Annotated in this window: 16 protein-coding genes; 8 read left to right on the top strand and 8 right to left on the bottom strand. The window is 70.7% G+C overall.

Features of this window, described 5'->3' with window-relative positions; all coding sequences use genetic code 11:
* The first annotated feature begins 108 nt into the window (after positions 1–108).
* The 3 genes from AB0H78_RS35090 to AB0H78_RS35080 are packed head-to-tail and all read left to right on the top strand — an operon-like array spanning position 109 to position 4,734.
* Positions 109–1,479, top strand: a complete 1,371-nt coding sequence (locus AB0H78_RS35090; protein ID WP_363238857.1) for a M60 family metallopeptidase — start codon at positions 109–111, stop codon at positions 1,477–1,479.
* Between the two features lie 35 nt (positions 1,480–1,514).
* Positions 1,515–2,846: a M60 family metallopeptidase gene (locus AB0H78_RS35085; RefSeq protein WP_363238856.1), complete on the top strand. Its 1,332-nt coding sequence runs from the start codon at positions 1,515–1,517 to the stop codon at positions 2,844–2,846.
* 19 nt (positions 2,847–2,865) lie between these two features.
* Positions 2,866–4,734: a DUF2264 domain-containing protein gene (locus AB0H78_RS35080; RefSeq protein WP_363238923.1), complete on the top strand. Its 1,869-nt coding sequence runs from the start codon at positions 2,866–2,868 to the stop codon at positions 4,732–4,734.
* Positions 4,735–4,755: 21 nt separating this feature from the next.
* Here AB0H78_RS35080 and AB0H78_RS35075 read toward each other — a convergent pair whose 3' ends face one another.
* The 5 genes from AB0H78_RS35075 to AB0H78_RS35055 are packed head-to-tail and all read right to left on the bottom strand — an operon-like array spanning position 4,756 to position 8,474.
* On the bottom strand, positions 4,756–5,325 hold the full coding sequence (locus tag AB0H78_RS35075; protein ID WP_363238855.1) for a GAF domain-containing protein: 570 nt from the start codon (positions 5,323–5,325) through the stop codon (positions 4,756–4,758).
* Entirely contained in the window at positions 5,322–5,918 is a 597-nt protein-coding gene (locus tag AB0H78_RS35070) for an ATP/GTP-binding protein (protein WP_363238853.1), read from the bottom strand. The genes AB0H78_RS35075 and AB0H78_RS35070 overlap by 4 nt, the downstream gene beginning before the upstream one ends.
* Positions 5,896–6,270, bottom strand: a complete 375-nt coding sequence (locus tag AB0H78_RS35065) for a DUF742 domain-containing protein (protein ID WP_363238852.1) — start codon at positions 6,268–6,270, stop codon at positions 5,896–5,898. The genes AB0H78_RS35070 and AB0H78_RS35065 overlap by 23 nt, the downstream gene beginning before the upstream one ends.
* A 2-nt stretch (positions 6,271–6,272) precedes the next feature.
* Positions 6,273–6,707 (bottom strand): roadblock/LC7 domain-containing protein, encoded by a 435-nt coding sequence (locus AB0H78_RS35060; RefSeq protein ID WP_363238851.1) that lies wholly within the window; start codon positions 6,705–6,707, stop codon positions 6,273–6,275.
* A gap of 6 nt (positions 6,708–6,713) precedes the next feature.
* Positions 6,714–8,474: an ATP-binding protein gene (locus AB0H78_RS35055; RefSeq protein ID WP_363238850.1), complete on the bottom strand. Its 1,761-nt coding sequence runs from the start codon at positions 8,472–8,474 to the stop codon at positions 6,714–6,716.
* A 303-nt stretch (positions 8,475–8,777) separates the two neighbouring features.
* Here AB0H78_RS35055 and AB0H78_RS35050 point away from each other — a divergent pair, with 303 nt between their 5' ends.
* Positions 8,778–10,214 (top strand): MFS transporter, encoded by a 1,437-nt coding sequence (locus AB0H78_RS35050; protein ID WP_363238849.1) that lies wholly within the window; start codon positions 8,778–8,780, stop codon positions 10,212–10,214.
* 18 nt (positions 10,215–10,232) lie between these two features.
* On the opposite strand, the gene AB0H78_RS35045 is transcribed toward AB0H78_RS35050, so the two are convergent.
* On the bottom strand, positions 10,233–11,423 hold the full coding sequence (locus AB0H78_RS35045) for an MBL fold metallo-hydrolase (protein WP_363238848.1): 1,191 nt from the start codon (positions 11,421–11,423) through the stop codon (positions 10,233–10,235).
* Between the two features lie 238 nt (positions 11,424–11,661).
* On the opposite strand from AB0H78_RS35045, the gene AB0H78_RS35040 reads away from it, so the two are divergent.
* Genes AB0H78_RS35040 through AB0H78_RS35030 form a run of 3 tightly spaced genes read left to right on the top strand, consistent with a single transcriptional unit; the run spans position 11,662 to position 13,647 of the window.
* Positions 11,662–11,829, top strand: coding sequence for a hypothetical protein (locus AB0H78_RS35040; protein WP_363238847.1), 168 nt, complete (start codon positions 11,662–11,664; stop codon positions 11,827–11,829).
* Positions 11,826–13,007: a Glu/Leu/Phe/Val dehydrogenase dimerization domain-containing protein gene (locus AB0H78_RS35035; protein ID WP_363238846.1), complete on the top strand. Its 1,182-nt coding sequence runs from the start codon at positions 11,826–11,828 to the stop codon at positions 13,005–13,007. The genes AB0H78_RS35040 and AB0H78_RS35035 overlap by 4 nt, the downstream gene beginning before the upstream one ends.
* 19 nt (positions 13,008–13,026) lie before the next feature.
* Positions 13,027–13,647: a TetR/AcrR family transcriptional regulator gene (locus AB0H78_RS35030; RefSeq protein WP_363238845.1), complete on the top strand. Its 621-nt coding sequence runs from the start codon at positions 13,027–13,029 to the stop codon at positions 13,645–13,647.
* Between the two features lie 12 nt (positions 13,648–13,659).
* Here AB0H78_RS35030 and AB0H78_RS35025 read toward each other — a convergent pair whose 3' ends face one another.
* Positions 13,660–14,445 carry an SIMPL domain-containing protein gene (locus tag AB0H78_RS35025; RefSeq protein WP_363238844.1) on the bottom strand — a complete coding sequence of 262 codons (786 nt, stop codon included), beginning with the start codon at positions 14,443–14,445 and terminating at the stop codon, positions 13,660–13,662.
* 96 nt (positions 14,446–14,541) lie between these two features.
* Here AB0H78_RS35025 and AB0H78_RS35020 point away from each other — a divergent pair, with 96 nt between their 5' ends.
* The gene (locus AB0H78_RS35020) at positions 14,542–15,465 is read left to right on the top strand and encodes a PfkB family carbohydrate kinase (RefSeq protein WP_363238843.1); all 924 of its coding nucleotides are present in this window, start codon (positions 14,542–14,544) and stop codon (positions 15,463–15,465) included.
* Positions 15,466–15,490: 25 nt separating this feature from the next.
* On the opposite strand, the gene AB0H78_RS35015 is transcribed toward AB0H78_RS35020, so the two are convergent.
* Positions 15,491–16,282, bottom strand: coding sequence for an SGNH/GDSL hydrolase family protein (locus AB0H78_RS35015; protein WP_363238842.1), 792 nt, complete (start codon positions 16,280–16,282; stop codon positions 15,491–15,493).
* Positions 16,283–16,287 lie beyond the last annotated feature (5 nt).

Below are 16,287 nucleotides of genomic sequence, written 5' to 3'. Positions count from 1 at the left end.
TAAAAGACAGTAACTTCCCGGACCCCCTTGCGGTCCGATAGCAACCGCTTACATGCTGGCGCGCATCCCTTACGCCTCTCCATCGCCCTTTGTCTCCGGGAGTTACGGATGCGCTCTGTGAACACGCCCTCCACCACCGCCTTCAGCCGGCGCACCGCACTCGCCGCGCTGGCGGGTGCGGGAGCCGCCGCCCTGATCGGTGCCGCTCCCGCCTCCGCCCACGGCCGGGGCGACACCCAGCTGATCACGGCCTTCCCCGGCGCGGAGACCGAGCGGCTGCGCCTCGACCGCTCGCTGCGCGCAAGCGAGTTCATCCCCACCGGCCGATACGCCGCGCCCGGTGCCGCGGTCACCGTGGACGTCCGGGCCGCACACGGCGTCCTGCCGGTACTGCACATCGGCACCTTCGACGACTACAACACCGACGTCGCGCTCAAGACCCCGCGCGTCTTCCCCCTGCGTCCCGGCCGCAACACCGTCACCGACGTCTACGGCGGACCGCTCTACCTGAGCTTCGCGGGCCACGGTCGGCACGCCTCGGTCCGGTACGTGGCGGGCACCGCCCCGATGGCCGTCTTCGATCTCGGACGCACCACCGAGGCCGAGTTCCAGACCCAGCTGGACACGATCACCGACGTGCCCTGGGTGGAGCTGACCACCGAGCGGGCGATCCTCACCCTCACCCGCGAGGGCGCGCTGCTCTACCGCGGCGAGGACCACACCGCGCTGATGCGCCTGTTCGACACGGTCATCGGCTCGCACGACCGGGTCAGCGGCCTCGACGGCAGGACCCGCCTGGACCGCCCCAAGGCCGGGCGCTACCACTTCAACGAGGTCAGCGTGGTCCCCAAGGGGGTCGGCGCCTACGCCTGGCACGGCTTCAACGGGTTCCCCCGCGCGTACATGGACCGGCTCTGCACCGTCCAGGGGCTGACGACCCGCGGCTGGGGTCTGTACCACGAGCTCGGTCACCTCAACCAGCAGGCCGCCTACCAGGCCGGCACCCTCACCGAGGTCACCGTCAACATCTACTCGCTCGCCGCCCAGCGCACCCTCGGCCAGCCCTCGAACCTGCTGACCAGGAACGCGACCACCGGCCTCAACTGGTTCCAGTCCGCGGCCCCCAAGCTGGGCACCCCGGGCCTCGCCTACACGACGTCCTTCGGGGCGTACGAACAGCTCGTCCCGATGCGTCAGCTCGAACTCGCCTTCGGCGAGGACTTCTGGCCGCGCCTGCACCAGCTGGTCCGCGCCGAGCACCAGCACGACGAGCCCGTCGAGGACTACGACCACCCGCCGGCCGTCGAGGCCAGGCAGTACCGGGCGCTCTCCACCTACGCGAGCCGCGTCTCGGGCTTCGACCTCACCGACTTCTTCGTCACCAAGTGGGCGTTCCCGATCGATGCCACCGGGCTCGCCGAGATCGCAGCGCTGAAGCTGCCCGCCCCGCCCGTCGACCCCAGCACCCTCTCCGACTGACGTTCTCCACCAGACCAGGGAGCATTCGTATGCGCATGTCACACCCTGTCAACCGTCGCACCGCACTCGCCTCGCTCGCCGGGGCGGGCGCCGCCACGCTGCTCGGTTCGGGGAGCGCGTCGGCGCGTTCCCGCGCGACCGCGGTCACCGCCGGCGCATTTCCCGCCGCCGAGACCGAGCGGCTCCGCCTCGCGACCACCTACCGGGGCAGCGACTTCATCACGACAGGCCAGTACGCCCCGCCCGGGACGCCGGTCACCGTCAAGGTCACGGCGTACGACGGCGTCCTGCCGACCCTGCACATCGGCACGTACGACAACTACCACGAGGTCACCGCCCAGCGGGTCCCTCGCGCCTTCACCCTGGCCCAGGGCACCAACACGGTCACCGACACCTACGGCGGGCCGGTCTATCTGCGGCTGCCGGGCAACGGCGAGCGCGCCCAGGTCACCTTCACCGCAGGCACCGTACAGATGCCGACCTTCGTCCTCGGGGAGAGCAGCGAATCAGGGTTCCAGACCCAGCTGGACACCCTCACCGGATCGGCCTGGGTCGAACTGACCTCCCCGCACGCCATTGTCACCGTCACGCGTGCCGACTTCCTCGCTCATCGGAACGAGGACCACACCACGCTGATGACGCTGGTCGAGAACCTGATCGCCTCGCACGCCGCGGTGAGCGGACTCGACGACTCCGCCCCGCTGCACCGGCGCAAGGCCGGCAAGTACCAGTTCGTCGAGGTGTCCAAGGTCCCCGCCGGCGTCGGCGCCTACGCCACGCACTACTTCAACGCCTTCCCCGTCGCCTACCTCGACCGCCTGATCACGGTCGACGGCGTGCGGAACCGAGGCTGGGGTTTCTACCACGAACTCGGGCACCTACATCAGCAGTTCGCCTACCGCCCTTCGGGACTCACCGAGGTCTCCGTCAACATCTACTCGCTCGCCGCCCAGCGCGTCTTCGGCCAGAGATCGAATCTGCTCACGGTCGACGCCACGACCGGGCTGAACTGGTTCCAGAGCGCGCTGCCCAAACTCGGCACCGAGGGGCTCGCCTTCAACACCTCCTTCGGCGCGTACGAGAAGCTCGTCTCGCTGCGCCAGCTGGAACTGGCCTTCGGCACCGGTATCTGGCCGAAGCTGCACCGGCTGATCCGCGAGGAGAACCCCCAGTCCGACTGGCAGACCCAGGACGCGCTGCGCTGGACGAACTTCGCCACCTACCTGAGCCGCGTCACCGGCCACGACCTCACCGGCTTCTTCGTCGACCGGTGGGCGTACCCGATCGACGCCGACGGCAAGGCAGCCCTGGCTGCCCTCGCCCTGCCCACCCCTCCCACCGACCCCAGCACTCTCTTCGATTCATAAGCTCAGGAGCATGACCCGGATGACGCCGCCCTTCCTGCATCTCCCCCCGACCGACCGGCTGCTCTCTTCACGCACCGGCTGGACCCGCGCGCACTGGGAGGCCCTCGCCGACCATCTGCTGGACGCGCTCGTGCCGTACGCGACGCCGGGCTTCGCGCAGTACCGGCTGCCCGGGCGCGGCAGTTGGTCGGGGGTGGTGTCGGACGGTCTCGAAGGGTACGCACGGTCATTCCTGCTCGCCGCCTTCCGCATAGCGGGGGCCCACGGCGAGGTGGACCCGCTGTTGATCGAACGCTACGCCCAGGGTCTGACAACGGGCACGGACCCGGCCTCCCGTGAGGCCTGGCCCCGGCTCACCGAGTGTTCACAGCAGATGGTGGAGGCGGCATCCATCGCCGTCGGTCTGCACGAGACCCGCCCCTGGATCTGGGACAAGCTGGACACCAAGGTCCAGGAGCGGGTCGTCGACTGGTTCTCCGGGTTCGTCGGAAACCGCACCTGGGACAACAACTGGCGGCTCTTCCAGGTCGTTTCGGAGCAGTTCCTCGCCTCCGTGGGCGCGCCCTTCAGCCAGTCGGACATCGACGGCGGCCTGGACCGCATCGAGGACTGGTACGTGGGGGACGGCTGGTACACCGACGGCGACGGCCGCAATTTCGACTACTACGTCGGCTGGGCGCTCCACCTCTATCCGCTGCTCTGGTCGCGCATCGCGGGCGAGGACCCCGAGACCGGCCGCACCAAGGTCTACCGCGACCGCCTCGGCCAATTCCTCGACGGCTACCAGCACTTCTTCGGAACCGACGGCTCCCCCGTCCACCAGGGCCGTTCGCTCACCTACCGCTACGCGACCCTCGCCCCCGTCTGGATGGGCGCCCTCGCCGACTGCACCCCGCTCCCCCCGGGCCGCACCCGCCGCCTCGCCTCGGGCACCATGCGCCATTTCGCCGAGCGCGGAGTCCCCGACGAGCGCGGGCTGCTCACCCTCGGCTGGTACGACACCTTCCTGCCCGCCACCCAGCCGTACTCGGGACCCGCCTCGCCCTACTGGGCGTCCAAGGGATTCCTCGGACTGCTGCTGCCCGCCGACCACCCCACCTGGACCGCACGCGAACAGGCCCTGCCCATCGAGGAGTCCGACCGGTACACGGCCCTGCCCGCCCCCGGCTGGCTGCTGCACGGGACGCGCGACGACGGCATCGTGCGCCTGATCAACCACGGCAGCGATCACAACCCGCCCGAGGGCGAAGCCCACGACGACCCGCACTACGCGAAACTCGGCTACTCCTCGGCGACCGCACCCGACGCGGCCCCGCACGCCTTCGCCCGTACGGTCGACAGTCATCTCGCGGTCCTCTCCGCCGACGGGACCCCCTCGCGCCGCCGCCGTATCCACCCGGTCGCCTGCCAGGGCCGTACCGCGTCGTCGTGGTACGAGGACGAAGCGGCGGGGTGCCGGGTCGAGACCACGAGCGTGCTGCACGGACCGTGGGAGATCCGGGTGCACCGCGTCGATGCGCAGGAGGGCGCGACCGTGCGCGAAGGCGGTTACGCGGTGGCGTCCGCCGACCGCCCCGCCGCCGAATCCGGCCCCGGCTGGGCTCTTGCCCGTACACCCGACGGCCTGACCAGCGCGATCGTGGCGCTGTACGGCTGGCAGGAGACCTCGGTCGCCAGGGACGTACAGGCCAACGCGTACGGCCCGCAGTCCGCGACGCCGTACGCGCGAAGCGAGCGGCTCCCCGGCGGCCGGAGCGTGCACGTCTCCCTGATCGCGCTCTCCCGCGACACCGTCCACCCGCAGTCGTTGCGCGAGTCGATCACCGTGGAGGTGGACGGCGAGCGGGTCCGGCTGGAGTTCCCGGACGGCACCGAGGTGAGCGTCTGATCCCGGGGGCCGGCAGCAACCTCAGTAGAGGCCTTCCTCCCGGCGGTGGATCTGCTCGACCAGTTCCGCCGCCATGGACTTGATGGTCTCGAGCCCCTCACGGCCCCACGCCCGGGGCTCGGTGTCCGCCACGCACACCGTGCCGATCACGATCTGTGTGCGGTCGATCAGCGGCGCCCCCATGTAGGAGCGGATGCCGATCTCGTCGACCACCGGATTGCCCGCGAACCGCGGGTAGTCGCAGACGTCGTCCAGGACCAGCGCCTTGCGTCGTGCGACCACATGCGGGCAGTAGCCGTGGTCGCGGGCGAGGATCCGGCCGATGACCCCCGCGGCGGCCACCGTGGTCAGGTCGGTGCCCACATGGGAGCCGTCCGGGGTGTGCAGTCCGGCGAAGAACTGCCGGTTCTCGTCAATGAAGTTGACCATCCCGTACGGCGCCGACGTGGCCTCCGCCAGCCGCCGCGCGAAGTCGTCGAATCCTGCGTCCGGACGCTCCCCTATGCCCAGTTGGCGCAGCCGCCGCACCCGGTCCGGGGCCTCCCGGTCGACGGGGGTCACCAACAGGCGGTCGGTCGGGTTGTACGTCACGAGAGTGCTCCCTGGTCGTCCGTGGCCGGAGTGGCGGTGAGCAGATGCTGTACGAGCGTCACCAGGGCTCTGATGCCGGAACTGGCGATCCGGGCGTCGCAGAGCAGGACGGGCACCTCCGGTTTGAGGTCGAGCGCGGCCCGCACCTCCTCGGGTTCGTAGCGGTAGGCGCCGTCGAACTCGTTGACGGCGATGACGAATCCGAGGCCGCGCTGTTCGAAGAAGTCGATCGCGGAAAAGCAGTCGATCAGCCGTCTGGTGTCGGCGAGGACCACAGCGCCGAGCGCACCTGCGGACAGTTCGTCCCACATGAACCAGAAGCGTTCCTGGCCGGGTGTGCCGAAGAGGTACAGCACGTGCTCGGGGCTGAGCGTGATGCGTCCGAAGTCCATGGCCACCGTCGTCGTGGTCTTGGACTCGACACCGTCCAGGTCGTCGGTCCCCTCACCGGCCTCGGTGAGCATCTCCTCCGTACTGAGCGGCGAGATCTCGCTGACCGCTCCCACAAAGGTCGTCTTGCCGACCCCGAAGCCGCCCGCGACCAGGATCTTCAGCGCGGTGGGGAAGAGATCAGAGCCGTCGTCGTAGGCCATCGAGCACTGCCTCCAGCAAAGAAAGGTCGGTGGGTTCTTCGTCGAATCGCGGGGCGCGGGTGGCGACCGCGCCGCATTCCATCAGGTCGGAGAGGAGCACTTTGGTGACCACGGCGGGCAGTCGCAGATGGGCCGCGATCTCCGCCACGGAGGTGGACTGCAGCCCGCACAGTCCCAGCGCCTGGGTGTGTTCGAGCCCGAGATGGGAAGGGGGCGGCGTCCCGGTGGCCCTGACCAGGGTCAGCAGGTCGAGCGCGGCGGTGGGCCGGGTACGGCCGTTGCTGACGGCGTACGGACGGATCAGCCGGCCCGCCGCGTCGTCGAGCCACGGCCCCTCCTGCGGTAGCGGCACCGTCAGCGCCCCGTGGCGCTGGACGCCTCGGCCGGCCTGCGGGCCTGCGTCACGAGGTACGGCCGTACGCTCTTGACCAGCATCGCCATCTCGTATCCGAGGACCGCGGCATCCGCCTCGCGGCCGGACAGTACGGCCAGACAGGTGCCCGAGCCCGCGGTCGAGACGAAGAGCAGGGTCGAGTCGAGCTCCACCACCACCTGGCGTACGTCGCCGCCGTCGCCGAAGCGCATCCCCGCGCTGCGGCCCAGCGCGTACAGGCCGGAGGCCAGGGCGGCCATGTGGTCGGCACTGTCGGCGTCCAGCCCGTGGACGGACTTCACCAGTCCGTCCGCGGAGAGCAGGACGGCGCTGCGGGTGAACGGGACGCGCTGGACCAGTCCGCTCAACAGCCAGTCGAGGTCGGACACTTGGCCGGTCGGCACATCACTCGCCATGGTCATTTACTCCTTGAAGGTGTCGTTGTCGAGCGGCTGTACCGGCTGCGCCACGGGCTCCGCCTCGGCCAGTGAGATGCCCCGCTGGAAGGCCGCCATCAGCCCCGGGTCGTGCGCCTCGGGGTGCTCGTCGTCCCGGCGCGGGACGGGCGCCTCCTTGAGCTGCGGAACGAGGTTCTCCTGGCTGCGGCGACGCGGCAGCAGGGGGCGGCTTCCGGCCGGAAGGTGCGGCGCGGCCGCGACCGTCTCGGTGGTGTCGTGGTCCGGACGCGGTCCGTGGTGCACTCCCGGGAGTGCGGCGGCCGGATTGGGGCGCTCGCCCTGGGTGTCGCGTACGGGAAGTGCCGTGTGGACGGCGACCGGTTCGGGCAGCTGTGCGGGCTGCGGAGGCGCGGACTGTGCCGGAACGAACGGCACAGGAGCAGGCGCCGGTACGGGAACGAATGCCGGTGCGGGCGCGGGTGGCGGGACACCCGCCCCCGCCGCCTGCGGCAGCCCCTCCTGATCGGTGCCGAGCAGCCCCGCGGGCAGGATCAGCACCGCCTGCACCCCGCCGTAGATGTTGGTCTGCAGCCGGACCGAGATGCCGTGCCTGCGGGCCAGCGCGGAGACGACGTACAGGCCGATCCGCCCGTCCCGCAGCAGATGCCCGACGTTGACCTGGTCGGGGTCGGCCAGCAGCGCGTTCATCTTGTTGGTCTCGGTGACGGACATGCCCAGGCCCCGGTCCTCCACCTCGACGGCGAGTCCGGAGGTGACGTGCTGGGCGCGCAGCAGCACCTGGGTGTGCGGCGCGGAGAACACCGTGGCGTTCTCGACCAGTTCGGCCAGCAGGTGGATGACGTCGGCGACGGCATGACCGCGCAGGGTGCCGTCGATCGGCGGCACCAGTTTCACGCGCGGGTACTGCTCGACCTCGGCGATCGCGGAGCGGAGCACCTCGGTCATCGAGACCGGGTTGGACCACTGGCGCCGCGAGATGGCTCCGCCGAGGACGGCCAGGTTCTCGGCGTGCCTGCGGATGCGGGTCGCCAGATGGTCGACGTGGAAGAGCCCCTTGAGCAGCTCCGGGTCCTCGACCTGGTTCTCCAGCTCGTCGAGCAGCTGGATCTCGCGGTGCACGAGCGATTGCAGCCGGCGGGCGAGATTGACGAAGACCTCGACTTTCTGTTCGTCCCCCGCGCTGCTGGAGAGCTGCGCGGCCTGGACCACCGATGCGACGGCGACCTCGTGTGCCCGCCCCAGCTCCTGGGAGAGCAGGTCGAAGGCGTCACCGTGCGTGGTGTTCGGCGGCTGGGCGCGCCGTACCGGCGGCCCTTCGCCGCGTCTCAACTGGTCGACGACCGCCCGCAGATCGGCCTGGGAGCGTGCGCTGGTACGGCGCAGCGCGTTGCAGCGGCTCAGCACGGACCGGGCGATGCGGTCGGCGCCGAGCGCGGCGGATGCGATGGCCGCGACGGCGAGCACCGCGAAGCCGGTGAGTGCTCCGCGCAGCGCGGAGGAGGGATGCACATGTCCCGCGTGGATCGTGTAGACGACTGCCGCCGCACCGCTCAGCGCGGCGACCACGGTGGGCAGTATCGCGGTACGCAGGAACTGGGGCCGTATGCGGGCCTCGAGACCTGGGGGTGCGGACCGGAGCCGGCCGTCGCGGCCGGGCGAAGGCGCGTTCCGCCCAGGGGCGGACGCGGGACGGGTGCCCGGCCGGCCGTGCCGGCCGCCTTCGGGGCGGTCCGTCCGCGCGGCGGGTGCGCGAAGATGAGACATCAGCGTCCTCGGTACGTGGGAACCCATGACTCATCAACGCGGGCCCAACAGGGTCGATGTGGCCGCGCGTTGATCAGCAGCCACACACAGTAGTCGTCAAGCAGTCACGCTCGATGCCCAGTTGACAAACTTGTACGCTCACCATCCCGCTCTGCTATGAGAGTTCGCACGCGCGCCCGAAACCTGGGCAACCGCGCGATATGCCGCCGAGCGCTGTGTCCGATTCCCGCCAGCGCCCTTCGTGACGGCGAAGCACAGTGAGGTGACCGGCCCGGAACAGCAGGCGACGGAAGGGGACTCCTCATGCGCGTGCAGCCTCCGGCCCGCGCGGACGCACCGGCGGCCGTGGCGGGCAACGCCGGGGCGGGGATCGGACTCGCGCTGATGCTCGGCGCCCAGTTCATGGTCATGCTCGACGCCTCCATCGTGACCGTCGCCGTCCCGGACATCCAGCGGCGACTCGGCTTCTCCCAGGCCGGGGTGCAGAGCGTCGTCACCGCCTACAACGTGGCCTTCGGCGGTGCACTCATCCTCTGCGGACGGATCGGCGATCTGCTGGGCAGGCGCCGCGTCTTCGCGATCGGCATGGTCGGCTTCGCCGCGACCTCACTGATGTGCGGCCTCGCGCAGAACGCGATGACGCTGATCGCCGGTCGGGCCCTCCAGGGCCTCTCGGCCGCGCTGATCGCGCCGACGGCCCTGGCACTGCTGACCACCTCCGTGCCCGAGGGGCCAGAGCGGGTGAAGGCGATGAGCAGGTTCGGCATCGCGACGGTCCTGGGATTCGTCGGCGGCCTGGTTCTCAGCGGAATCCTGGTGCGTACGTGGGGCTGGCAGAGCGTGTTCTTCGTGACCGTGCCGGTCGGCCTCCTGGTGGCACTGCTCACGCCGAAATACATGGTCCGCGCCGCCCGGCAGCCTCATCGCATCGACGTGGTCGGCGCCGTCCTCATCACCGCCGGGGTCTCCCTGATCGTCGCCGCCCCCGCGCAGGGCGTGGCATCAGGATGGTCCTCGGCCGCGTTTCTCCTTCCCCTGTCGGCCGGTGCCGCGCTGCTCACCGGCTTCCTCCGCTACGAGACCCGGCACCCGGAGCCGCTGGTCCGCCTGGAACTCTTCCGCTCCCGGCCGCTGCGCGCGGCGAACCTCGTATCGGTGTTCTCCGGGGCGAGTTCCGGGGCCGCCTATCTGCTGGCGACCATGTTTCTCCAACAGGTGCTCGATTACTCCCCGTTGAAAGCCGGGTTCATCGTCGCGCCGGTCGGCATCCTGAACATCGCATTCGGCCTCGTGATCGGCAGGCTGATCCACCGCATCGGTCTGCGCGGCTCCATCACCGCCGCGACGGTGCTCTCCGGCCTGTTCATCTCGCTGATGGCCTCGCAGGTCTCCGCCGCACCGCACATCGCGCTCTTCGCCATGGCACTGCTCCCCATGGGGATGGCGTTCATGGCGACCACCATCACCTCCACCCTGGCCGCGACCTCGGGTGTCGCCCCTCATGAGCAGGGGCTCGCCGCCGGTGTGCGCCAGACGTCGTTCCAGCTCGGTGTCGCCCTCGGGGTGGCGGTCCTGGTGCCCCTGGCCTCCAGCAGGGCGCACGGCACGGGCCCGGGCCGCGCCGCCGGCCTGGCCGACGGAATCCAGTCGGCGCTCCACCTGCTCGGTGCCCTCGTGGTGGCGGCCGGACTCTTCGCCTTCCACGGCTTCCGGCCGGCCGGGAAGAAGCCTCCACGCTGAACGCTGCGCTTCGGCTCCTCAGCGCTCGCCGGACAGATCGAGCGCGGCCGGTACGGGCACGGACGCGCTCACGACCGGCTTCGTACGTCGCCACGGGCGTGCGATAGGTCCGGCCACCGGCCGCCACCACGGATCGGTCGGGAGGTCCCCCGCGGGTTCGAACGGCTCACCCGGCTTGGGGGTGGCGAACGCCTGGCCCGCTTCTTCCGCCGCGTCCATGCCCCATTCGGCGGGGTCGGTCCAGGCGTGCGGTGCGAGGTTGAAGGTGCCCCAGTGGATGGGCATCATGACGCCGTGCGGCCGGCCGCCCTGGAGGTCGAGGTGGGCCTGCATGCCTTCGGCCGGGGTCATGTGGATGTCCGGCCAGTACTCGCTGTACGCACCGATCTGGATCATCGTCGCGTCGAAGGGGCCGTGCCCTGCGCCGATGTCCTTGAATCCGGGGAAATACCCGGTGTCACCGCTGTGGTAGATCCGGTGCTCGGGACCCGCGACGGCCCAGGACGCCCAGAGCGTGTGCTGCTGGTTGCGCAGTCCGCGCCCGCAGAAGTGCCGGGCAGGGGTCGCGGTGAGACTGATGCCGTTGATCTTCGTGGTCTCGTTCCAGTCCAGCTCGTGCAGCCGGTCCGGGGAGACGCCCCAGTGTTCCAGGTGGGCGCCGACGCCGAGCGGGACGGCGAAGACGGTGTCCGTGCCGGCGAGGGCCTTGATGGTGGGCAGGTCGAGGTGGTCGTAGTGATCATGGGAGATCACCACGACGTCGACGGAGCCGATCGCCGCCAGCGGCAGCGGAACGGGGTGCAGCCGCTTGGGCCCTGCGAAGGCAAAGGGTGAGCAGCGGTCGCCCCAGACCGGGTCGAAAAGGACCCGGCGCCCGTCGATCTCGGCCAGCACGCTCGAATGCCCCATCCAGGTGAGCCGCAGCCCGGAAGCCGGTTCCCTGGCCAGGTCGGCGAAGGTCGTGGGGTGTACGGGGATGGTGCCGGAGGGGGATCTGAGAACCCGCTCCTCCTTGCGGAAGTAGACCTTCGCGAACTCCAGCATCGAACCCGTGGGCCTGGTGCGTGCGCCCAGCGGGTTCTGGAAGACGCCGTCCGCAAAGTTCGGAGAGCGGCGGATCCTCTCCATCCGCGCCCCTGCCGGGTCCACGCCGAAGGCGTCCGGCCGCAGTGCGCCGAGGCCGGATCGAAGGGATCGGGAGCCGGACACGTGACCTCCTGGTGTTCGATGTCGTCTCCATTATGTGCGGCCGGTACGACAACGGAGGAACGCCCCGGTTAAGGAACGCCATCAGTTACTGACCGACTGTTCAGTAAACAGTCGCATTGACAAGGCCCTGACGATCTTCGGATACTGACCGACGGTTCAGTTGTTCCACCCCCCACACACCTGGAGGCACCATGCCCGATCTCCCCGCCATGGGCCTCACCATCGCCCGGAGCCGGCGATGACAGAGCCACTGACCGGCGGAGAAGCCGTCGCACGAGCGCTCTCCGCACACGGCGTGACCCAGGCGTTCGGGGTCCCCCGGCGAGCTCGCCGCGCGATCCTCGGGCGCGCCCTGAACACCACAGGCCCCACCCTGATCACCGTTCCCGAGGAGCCCGCCGCATGACCACCGCCCCCCTCATCTCGCTGACCTGGACCGACCATGTCACCGGCCGCCAGGGCCACTTGGTCGTCGACCGCCTGGTGCGCGGTGTCTCCAGCGGCGGCCTGCGGATGCGACCCGGCTGCACCTTGGAGGAGGTCGCGGGCCTCGCGCGCGGGATGACCATGAAGGAGGCCCTGCACTACAACCCGCAGGGCCGCTACATCCCCCTCGGCGGCGCGAAGGGCGGCATCGACTGCGACCCGCAGGACCCTGCGGCGTACGGCATCCTGGTCCGCTACCTCCGCGCCGTGCGCCCGTACATCGAGCGATTCTGGACCACCGGCGAGGACCTGGGGCTGACCCAGGACATCGTGGACAGGGCGGCCGAGGAGGCCGGGCTCATCTCGTCGATCCAGGCCGTGTATCCGCTCCTCGACGACGAGGCGGCGGCCCGCACGCGCCTCGCCGACGCGTTCGCCGTCGAGGTGGACGGCATCGGACTCGACGCGCTGGTGGGCGGCTGCGGTGTCGCCGAGTCGGTGCTGGCCGCGCTGGACCGGGCGGGCGTCGCGTACGAGGGCACCCGGGTATCGGTGCAGGGTCTCGGCACGATGGGCGGGGCGACCGCCCGCTTCCTCGCACGCGCTGGGCTGAGCATCGTCGCCGTGGCCGATGTGAAGGGCACGATCGCCAACCAGGAAGGCCTCGACGTCGAGGCGCTCCTCTCGGCGCGCGACGCCTACGGAGTCGTGGACCGCTCCGTCCTGCGGGCGGCCGACCGCGAGCTGCCCGGCGGAGCCTGGCTGTCCGCGGACGCCGACGTACTGGTGCCGGCCGCCGTTTCGTACGCCGTCACCGAGGCCAACCAGGCGCAGATCACCGCCCGTTGGATCATCGAGGCGGCGAACATGCCGGTCCTCGCGGAGGCGGAGGAGCTCCTCGCCGCGCGGGGGATCACCGTGCTGCCCGACGTGGTCGTCAACTCCGGCACGAACGCCTGGTGGTGGTGGACCCTCTTCGGCGACATCGGCGCCGACGCGGACGAGGCCTTCGCGTACACGCGCCGCTCCATGCGCGCGCTGATCGACCAGATGCTGGCGCGCGCCGAAGCGGACGGCATCACTCCCCGCGCGGCGGCGCACGCGATCGTCGCCGACCGGCTGCCGGTGATCGCGGACCGGTTCGGTTGGTACGTATGACGAAGGCTAGGGTCGCCCCATGGCCAGAGTGCGGTTGAGCGTGGAGGAGAGGCGCGAGGAACTGCTGCGCGCCACCGTCGAACAGATCCAGTCGCGGGGCGTGGCGGCGGTCCGTATCGCCGACGTCGCCTCCGCCCTGGGAGTCAGCAACGCACTCGTGCTGTACCACTACTCCACCAAGGAGAATCTGGTGGCAGCGGCCTTCACCTACGCCGCCGAAGGCGATCTCGCCCATCTGCGCAAGCTCCTCGGCCGGCGTACGAGCGCGGTCCGCAGGCTGCGCACCGCCGTCCGCTGGTACGCACCGACCGGGCAGGCCAAGGGATGGCGGCTGTGGATCGAGGGCTGGTCCGTGTCCCTGCGCGAGCCCGCCCTGCGCACGGTGACCCGCGAGCTCGACCAGCAGTGGAAGGCCGCACTGACCGAGGTGATCGCCGAGGGCGCCGCTGCGGGCGAGTTCACCTGCGCGGACCCCTCAGCGGCGGCCTGGCGGCTGACCGCGCTGCTCGACGGACTCGCCGTCCAGATGACGTCGTACGCCGGCGCCCTCACCAAGGCCACCATGCTGGAGTGGACCGACGAGGCGCTGGCCCGCGAACTGGGCCTGAAGCGCGCGGAGTTGGCAGACCCGGCGCGCTGAGAGGCGGGCGCGTCAGTTCAGTTCGTACACGGCCGTGACCTGGATCCGGTCCTCGATCTCGCCCGGCGCTACCGGCACGCTCTCCTTGTCGTACGCGACGGCCGGCATGGCCACCGGCCGCGGCCGGCCGCTCTCCCCCTCGGTCAGTGACACCAGCCTGCCGAGCCTGCGCCCGGCGAGCTTGGCGTGCTGGGCGGCCTTGTCGTGGGCGTCGCCCGCCGCGGCCTTGCGAGCGGCCGACTGCAGCGCATCCGGGTCGGACACGTCGAAGGCGACCCCGTTGACCCGGCCGGCGTCGCCCGTCGCGTCCATCACGGCCTGGATCACCGCGCCGACCTTGCCGATGTCACGGATCTTCACGGAGAAGGCCTGCCCCGCCTGATACCCGGTCAGCTTGGCCGTGCCGCCCGCCGTGTCCTGCTGGTAGACGGCGTTCAGCGAGAGGCTCTCAGTCTGGACGTCGCGGTCGGCGATCCCCTGCTTGCGCAGTGCGGCGAGCAGCTTGGCGGAGGCCGCGGACTGCGCGGACAGGGCCTCCTTGGCCGTCGGTTCGGTGACCTCGACCCCGGTGGTGAGGACGGCCATGTCGGGGGCGGTCGACGCGGCACCCTCCCCGGTCACGGTGACGGTCGCGGGCGCCGGGTGTGCGGCGGGCGCGACGGACACGACGGCCGCCGCGGGGGTGGCGCCGGCCGTCAGGAGCCCGCCGGCGAGAACGGCTGCGGCCAGCGACTTGGCGACGGCCGACGAGGCACGCGGCGCAGCCGGGACGCGCGGCGAAGGGGTGCGTACAGACATCTGGAATGTTTCCTTCCGCAGGAGAGGTCGGGCCACATCCCATCACCTCCGGGCACCCGGGATACTGGGACACGGCGGGAACAGAGAGGCGGAATCGTGGTTCAACAGCACACGGAGTACGACGTCTTGGTGATCGGCGGCAGCGGTGTGGACACCGTCGTCCGCGTCGACGCCCTGCCCGTGCCCCTCGCCGACGCGGTCCACGTCGGCCCGATCCAGGAGTGGCCGGGCCACACCGGCGGCAACGTCGCCCTGGGCACCCGCGCACTCGGTCTGCGCTCGGCACTGGCCGACTACATCGGCGACGACTGGATCGGCTCCCAGGTGCGCGAGCGGCTGGCCAAGGGCCGCGTGGAGTTCGCCCCGCTCATCTCACCCGCGGGCACCCGGCGCGCGGTTAATCTGGTCGACGCGGCAGGCCGCCGGATGTCCTTCTACGACGCACGCGACCCGGCAGACCTGCGCATGCCCCGGGACCACTATCTCCCGCTGCTGCGCCGCACCCGCCATGTCCATCTCTCCATCATGGATTTCAGCCGCCATCTGTACGACGACATCGAGGCGCTCGGCGTCCCCTGCTCCACGGATCTGCACGACTGGGACGGACTGGCCGACCATCACAGGGAGTTCGCGCTCCGCTCCGACGTCGTCTTCTTCAGTGCGGCGGGCGCGGGGAGCCGTACGGAAGCGGTGATGGCCGAGATCCTCCGCGAGGGCCGCGCCGAGGTCGTCGTCGCCACGGCGGGCGCGGACGGATCCCGCGTCCTCACCCGCGACGGCGGCCCGGTCCCGGTGCACATCCCGGCGACGCTCCCGCCGTCCCCCGTGGTGGACTCCAACGGAGCGGGCGACGCCTATGTCAGCGGCTTCCTGTACGGCAGGCTGGCCGGCCGCACCCCCCTGGAGTGCGCCCGCCTGGGCGCGGTCTCCGGCGCCTACGCCTGTACGGCGCCGGGCTCCACCACCCTGATCGGCGCGGAAGCCCTCCTCGCGGATCAGGCCTGGAGCAGCGGTTCGTAGACCTCCGGTCGCCCGGTCCCGCTGCTCACAGCGGCAGCAGGTCCGGGCGCTTCGCCTCGACGTGGTCCCCCGAACTCTCGCCCCGCAGCCGCCGCCCGATCCACGGCACCAGGTGCTCACGCGCCCAGTGCAGATTGTCGCGCCGTACCTCTGCGGACCCGCGCGGCGCCTCCGGCGGCCAGGGCTGGTCGGGGTCGGCGGGCACGTCGAGGCCGAGCACCTGGGCGGCGCGCAGCGCGACGCGGGTGTGTCCCTCGGGAGAGAGGTGCAGCCGGTCCGCGTCCCAAGCACGCCTGTCCTGGACGGTCTTGAGGGACCAGAGGTCGAGCACCGGGCAGTCGTAGCGTGCCGCGATGACCCGGACATGTTCGTTGTACGTGGCGATCTTGCCGCGCAGGTGGCGCAGCACCGGGACCCCGCGGGTGTCGAATCCGGTGGTCACCATGACGGTGGGCACCGCACCGAGCAGATCGACCAGGGCCCGCTCGAACCGCTCGGCCGCGTCGTCCGGGTCGGAGCCCGGGCGGATGATGTCGTTCCCGCCGGCGCTGAAGCTCACCAGGTCGGGGGCCAGGTCCTTCGCCCTCGGGACCTGCTCCTCGATGATCTGGTCGAGGAGCTTGCCCCGTACCGCCAGGTTCGCGTACCGGAAGGTGTGCTCGGGTACGCGGTCGTCGAGGAGCACGGCGAGCCGGTCCGCCCAGCCCACGAACGTCCCGTCGGGTCCGGGATCGCCGACACCTTCGGTGAAACTGTCCCCGATTGCCGCGTACGAACCGATGAGGTCACTGTTCTTGAATCTCGAATCGTCAGCCACAAGGA

The organism is Streptomyces sp. NPDC050738 (assembly GCF_040654175.1).
Lineage (GTDB): Bacteria > Actinomycetota > Actinomycetes > Streptomycetales > Streptomycetaceae > Streptomyces.
Note: the sequence above shows the minus strand (reverse complement) of the source record. Positions and strands in the feature narration are given on the sequence as shown.

Excerpts from the sequence above, each read along its gene's own strand:
- AB0H78_RS35090 (WP_363238857.1), top strand. The coding sequence starts at position 109 with ATGCGCTCTGTGAACACGCCCTCCACCACCGCCTTCAGCCGGCGCACC.
- AB0H78_RS35070 (WP_363238853.1), bottom strand. The coding sequence starts at position 5,918 with ATGGCCTACGACGACGGCTCTGATCTCTTCCCCACCGCGCTGAAGATC.
- AB0H78_RS35035 (WP_363238846.1), top strand. The coding sequence starts at position 11,826 with ATGACCACCGCCCCCCTCATCTCGCTGACCTGGACCGACCATGTCACC.
- AB0H78_RS35040 (WP_363238847.1), top strand. The coding sequence starts at position 11,662 with ATGACAGAGCCACTGACCGGCGGAGAAGCCGTCGCACGAGCGCTCTCC.
- AB0H78_RS35060 (WP_363238851.1), bottom strand. The coding sequence starts at position 6,707 with ATGGCGAGTGATGTGCCGACCGGCCAAGTGTCCGACCTCGACTGGCTG.
- AB0H78_RS35025 (WP_363238844.1), bottom strand. The coding sequence starts at position 14,445 with ATGTCTGTACGCACCCCTTCGCCGCGCGTCCCGGCTGCGCCGCGTGCC.
- AB0H78_RS35055 (WP_363238850.1), bottom strand. The coding sequence starts at position 8,474 with ATGTCTCATCTTCGCGCACCCGCCGCGCGGACGGACCGCCCCGAAGGC.
- AB0H78_RS35080 (WP_363238923.1), top strand. The coding sequence starts at position 2,866 with ATGACGCCGCCCTTCCTGCATCTCCCCCCGACCGACCGGCTGCTCTCT.
- AB0H78_RS35085 (WP_363238856.1), top strand. The coding sequence starts at position 1,515 with ATGTCACACCCTGTCAACCGTCGCACCGCACTCGCCTCGCTCGCCGGG.
- AB0H78_RS35030 (WP_363238845.1), top strand. The coding sequence starts at position 13,027 with ATGGCCAGAGTGCGGTTGAGCGTGGAGGAGAGGCGCGAGGAACTGCTG.
- AB0H78_RS35050 (WP_363238849.1), top strand. The coding sequence starts at position 8,778 with ATGCGCGTGCAGCCTCCGGCCCGCGCGGACGCACCGGCGGCCGTGGCG.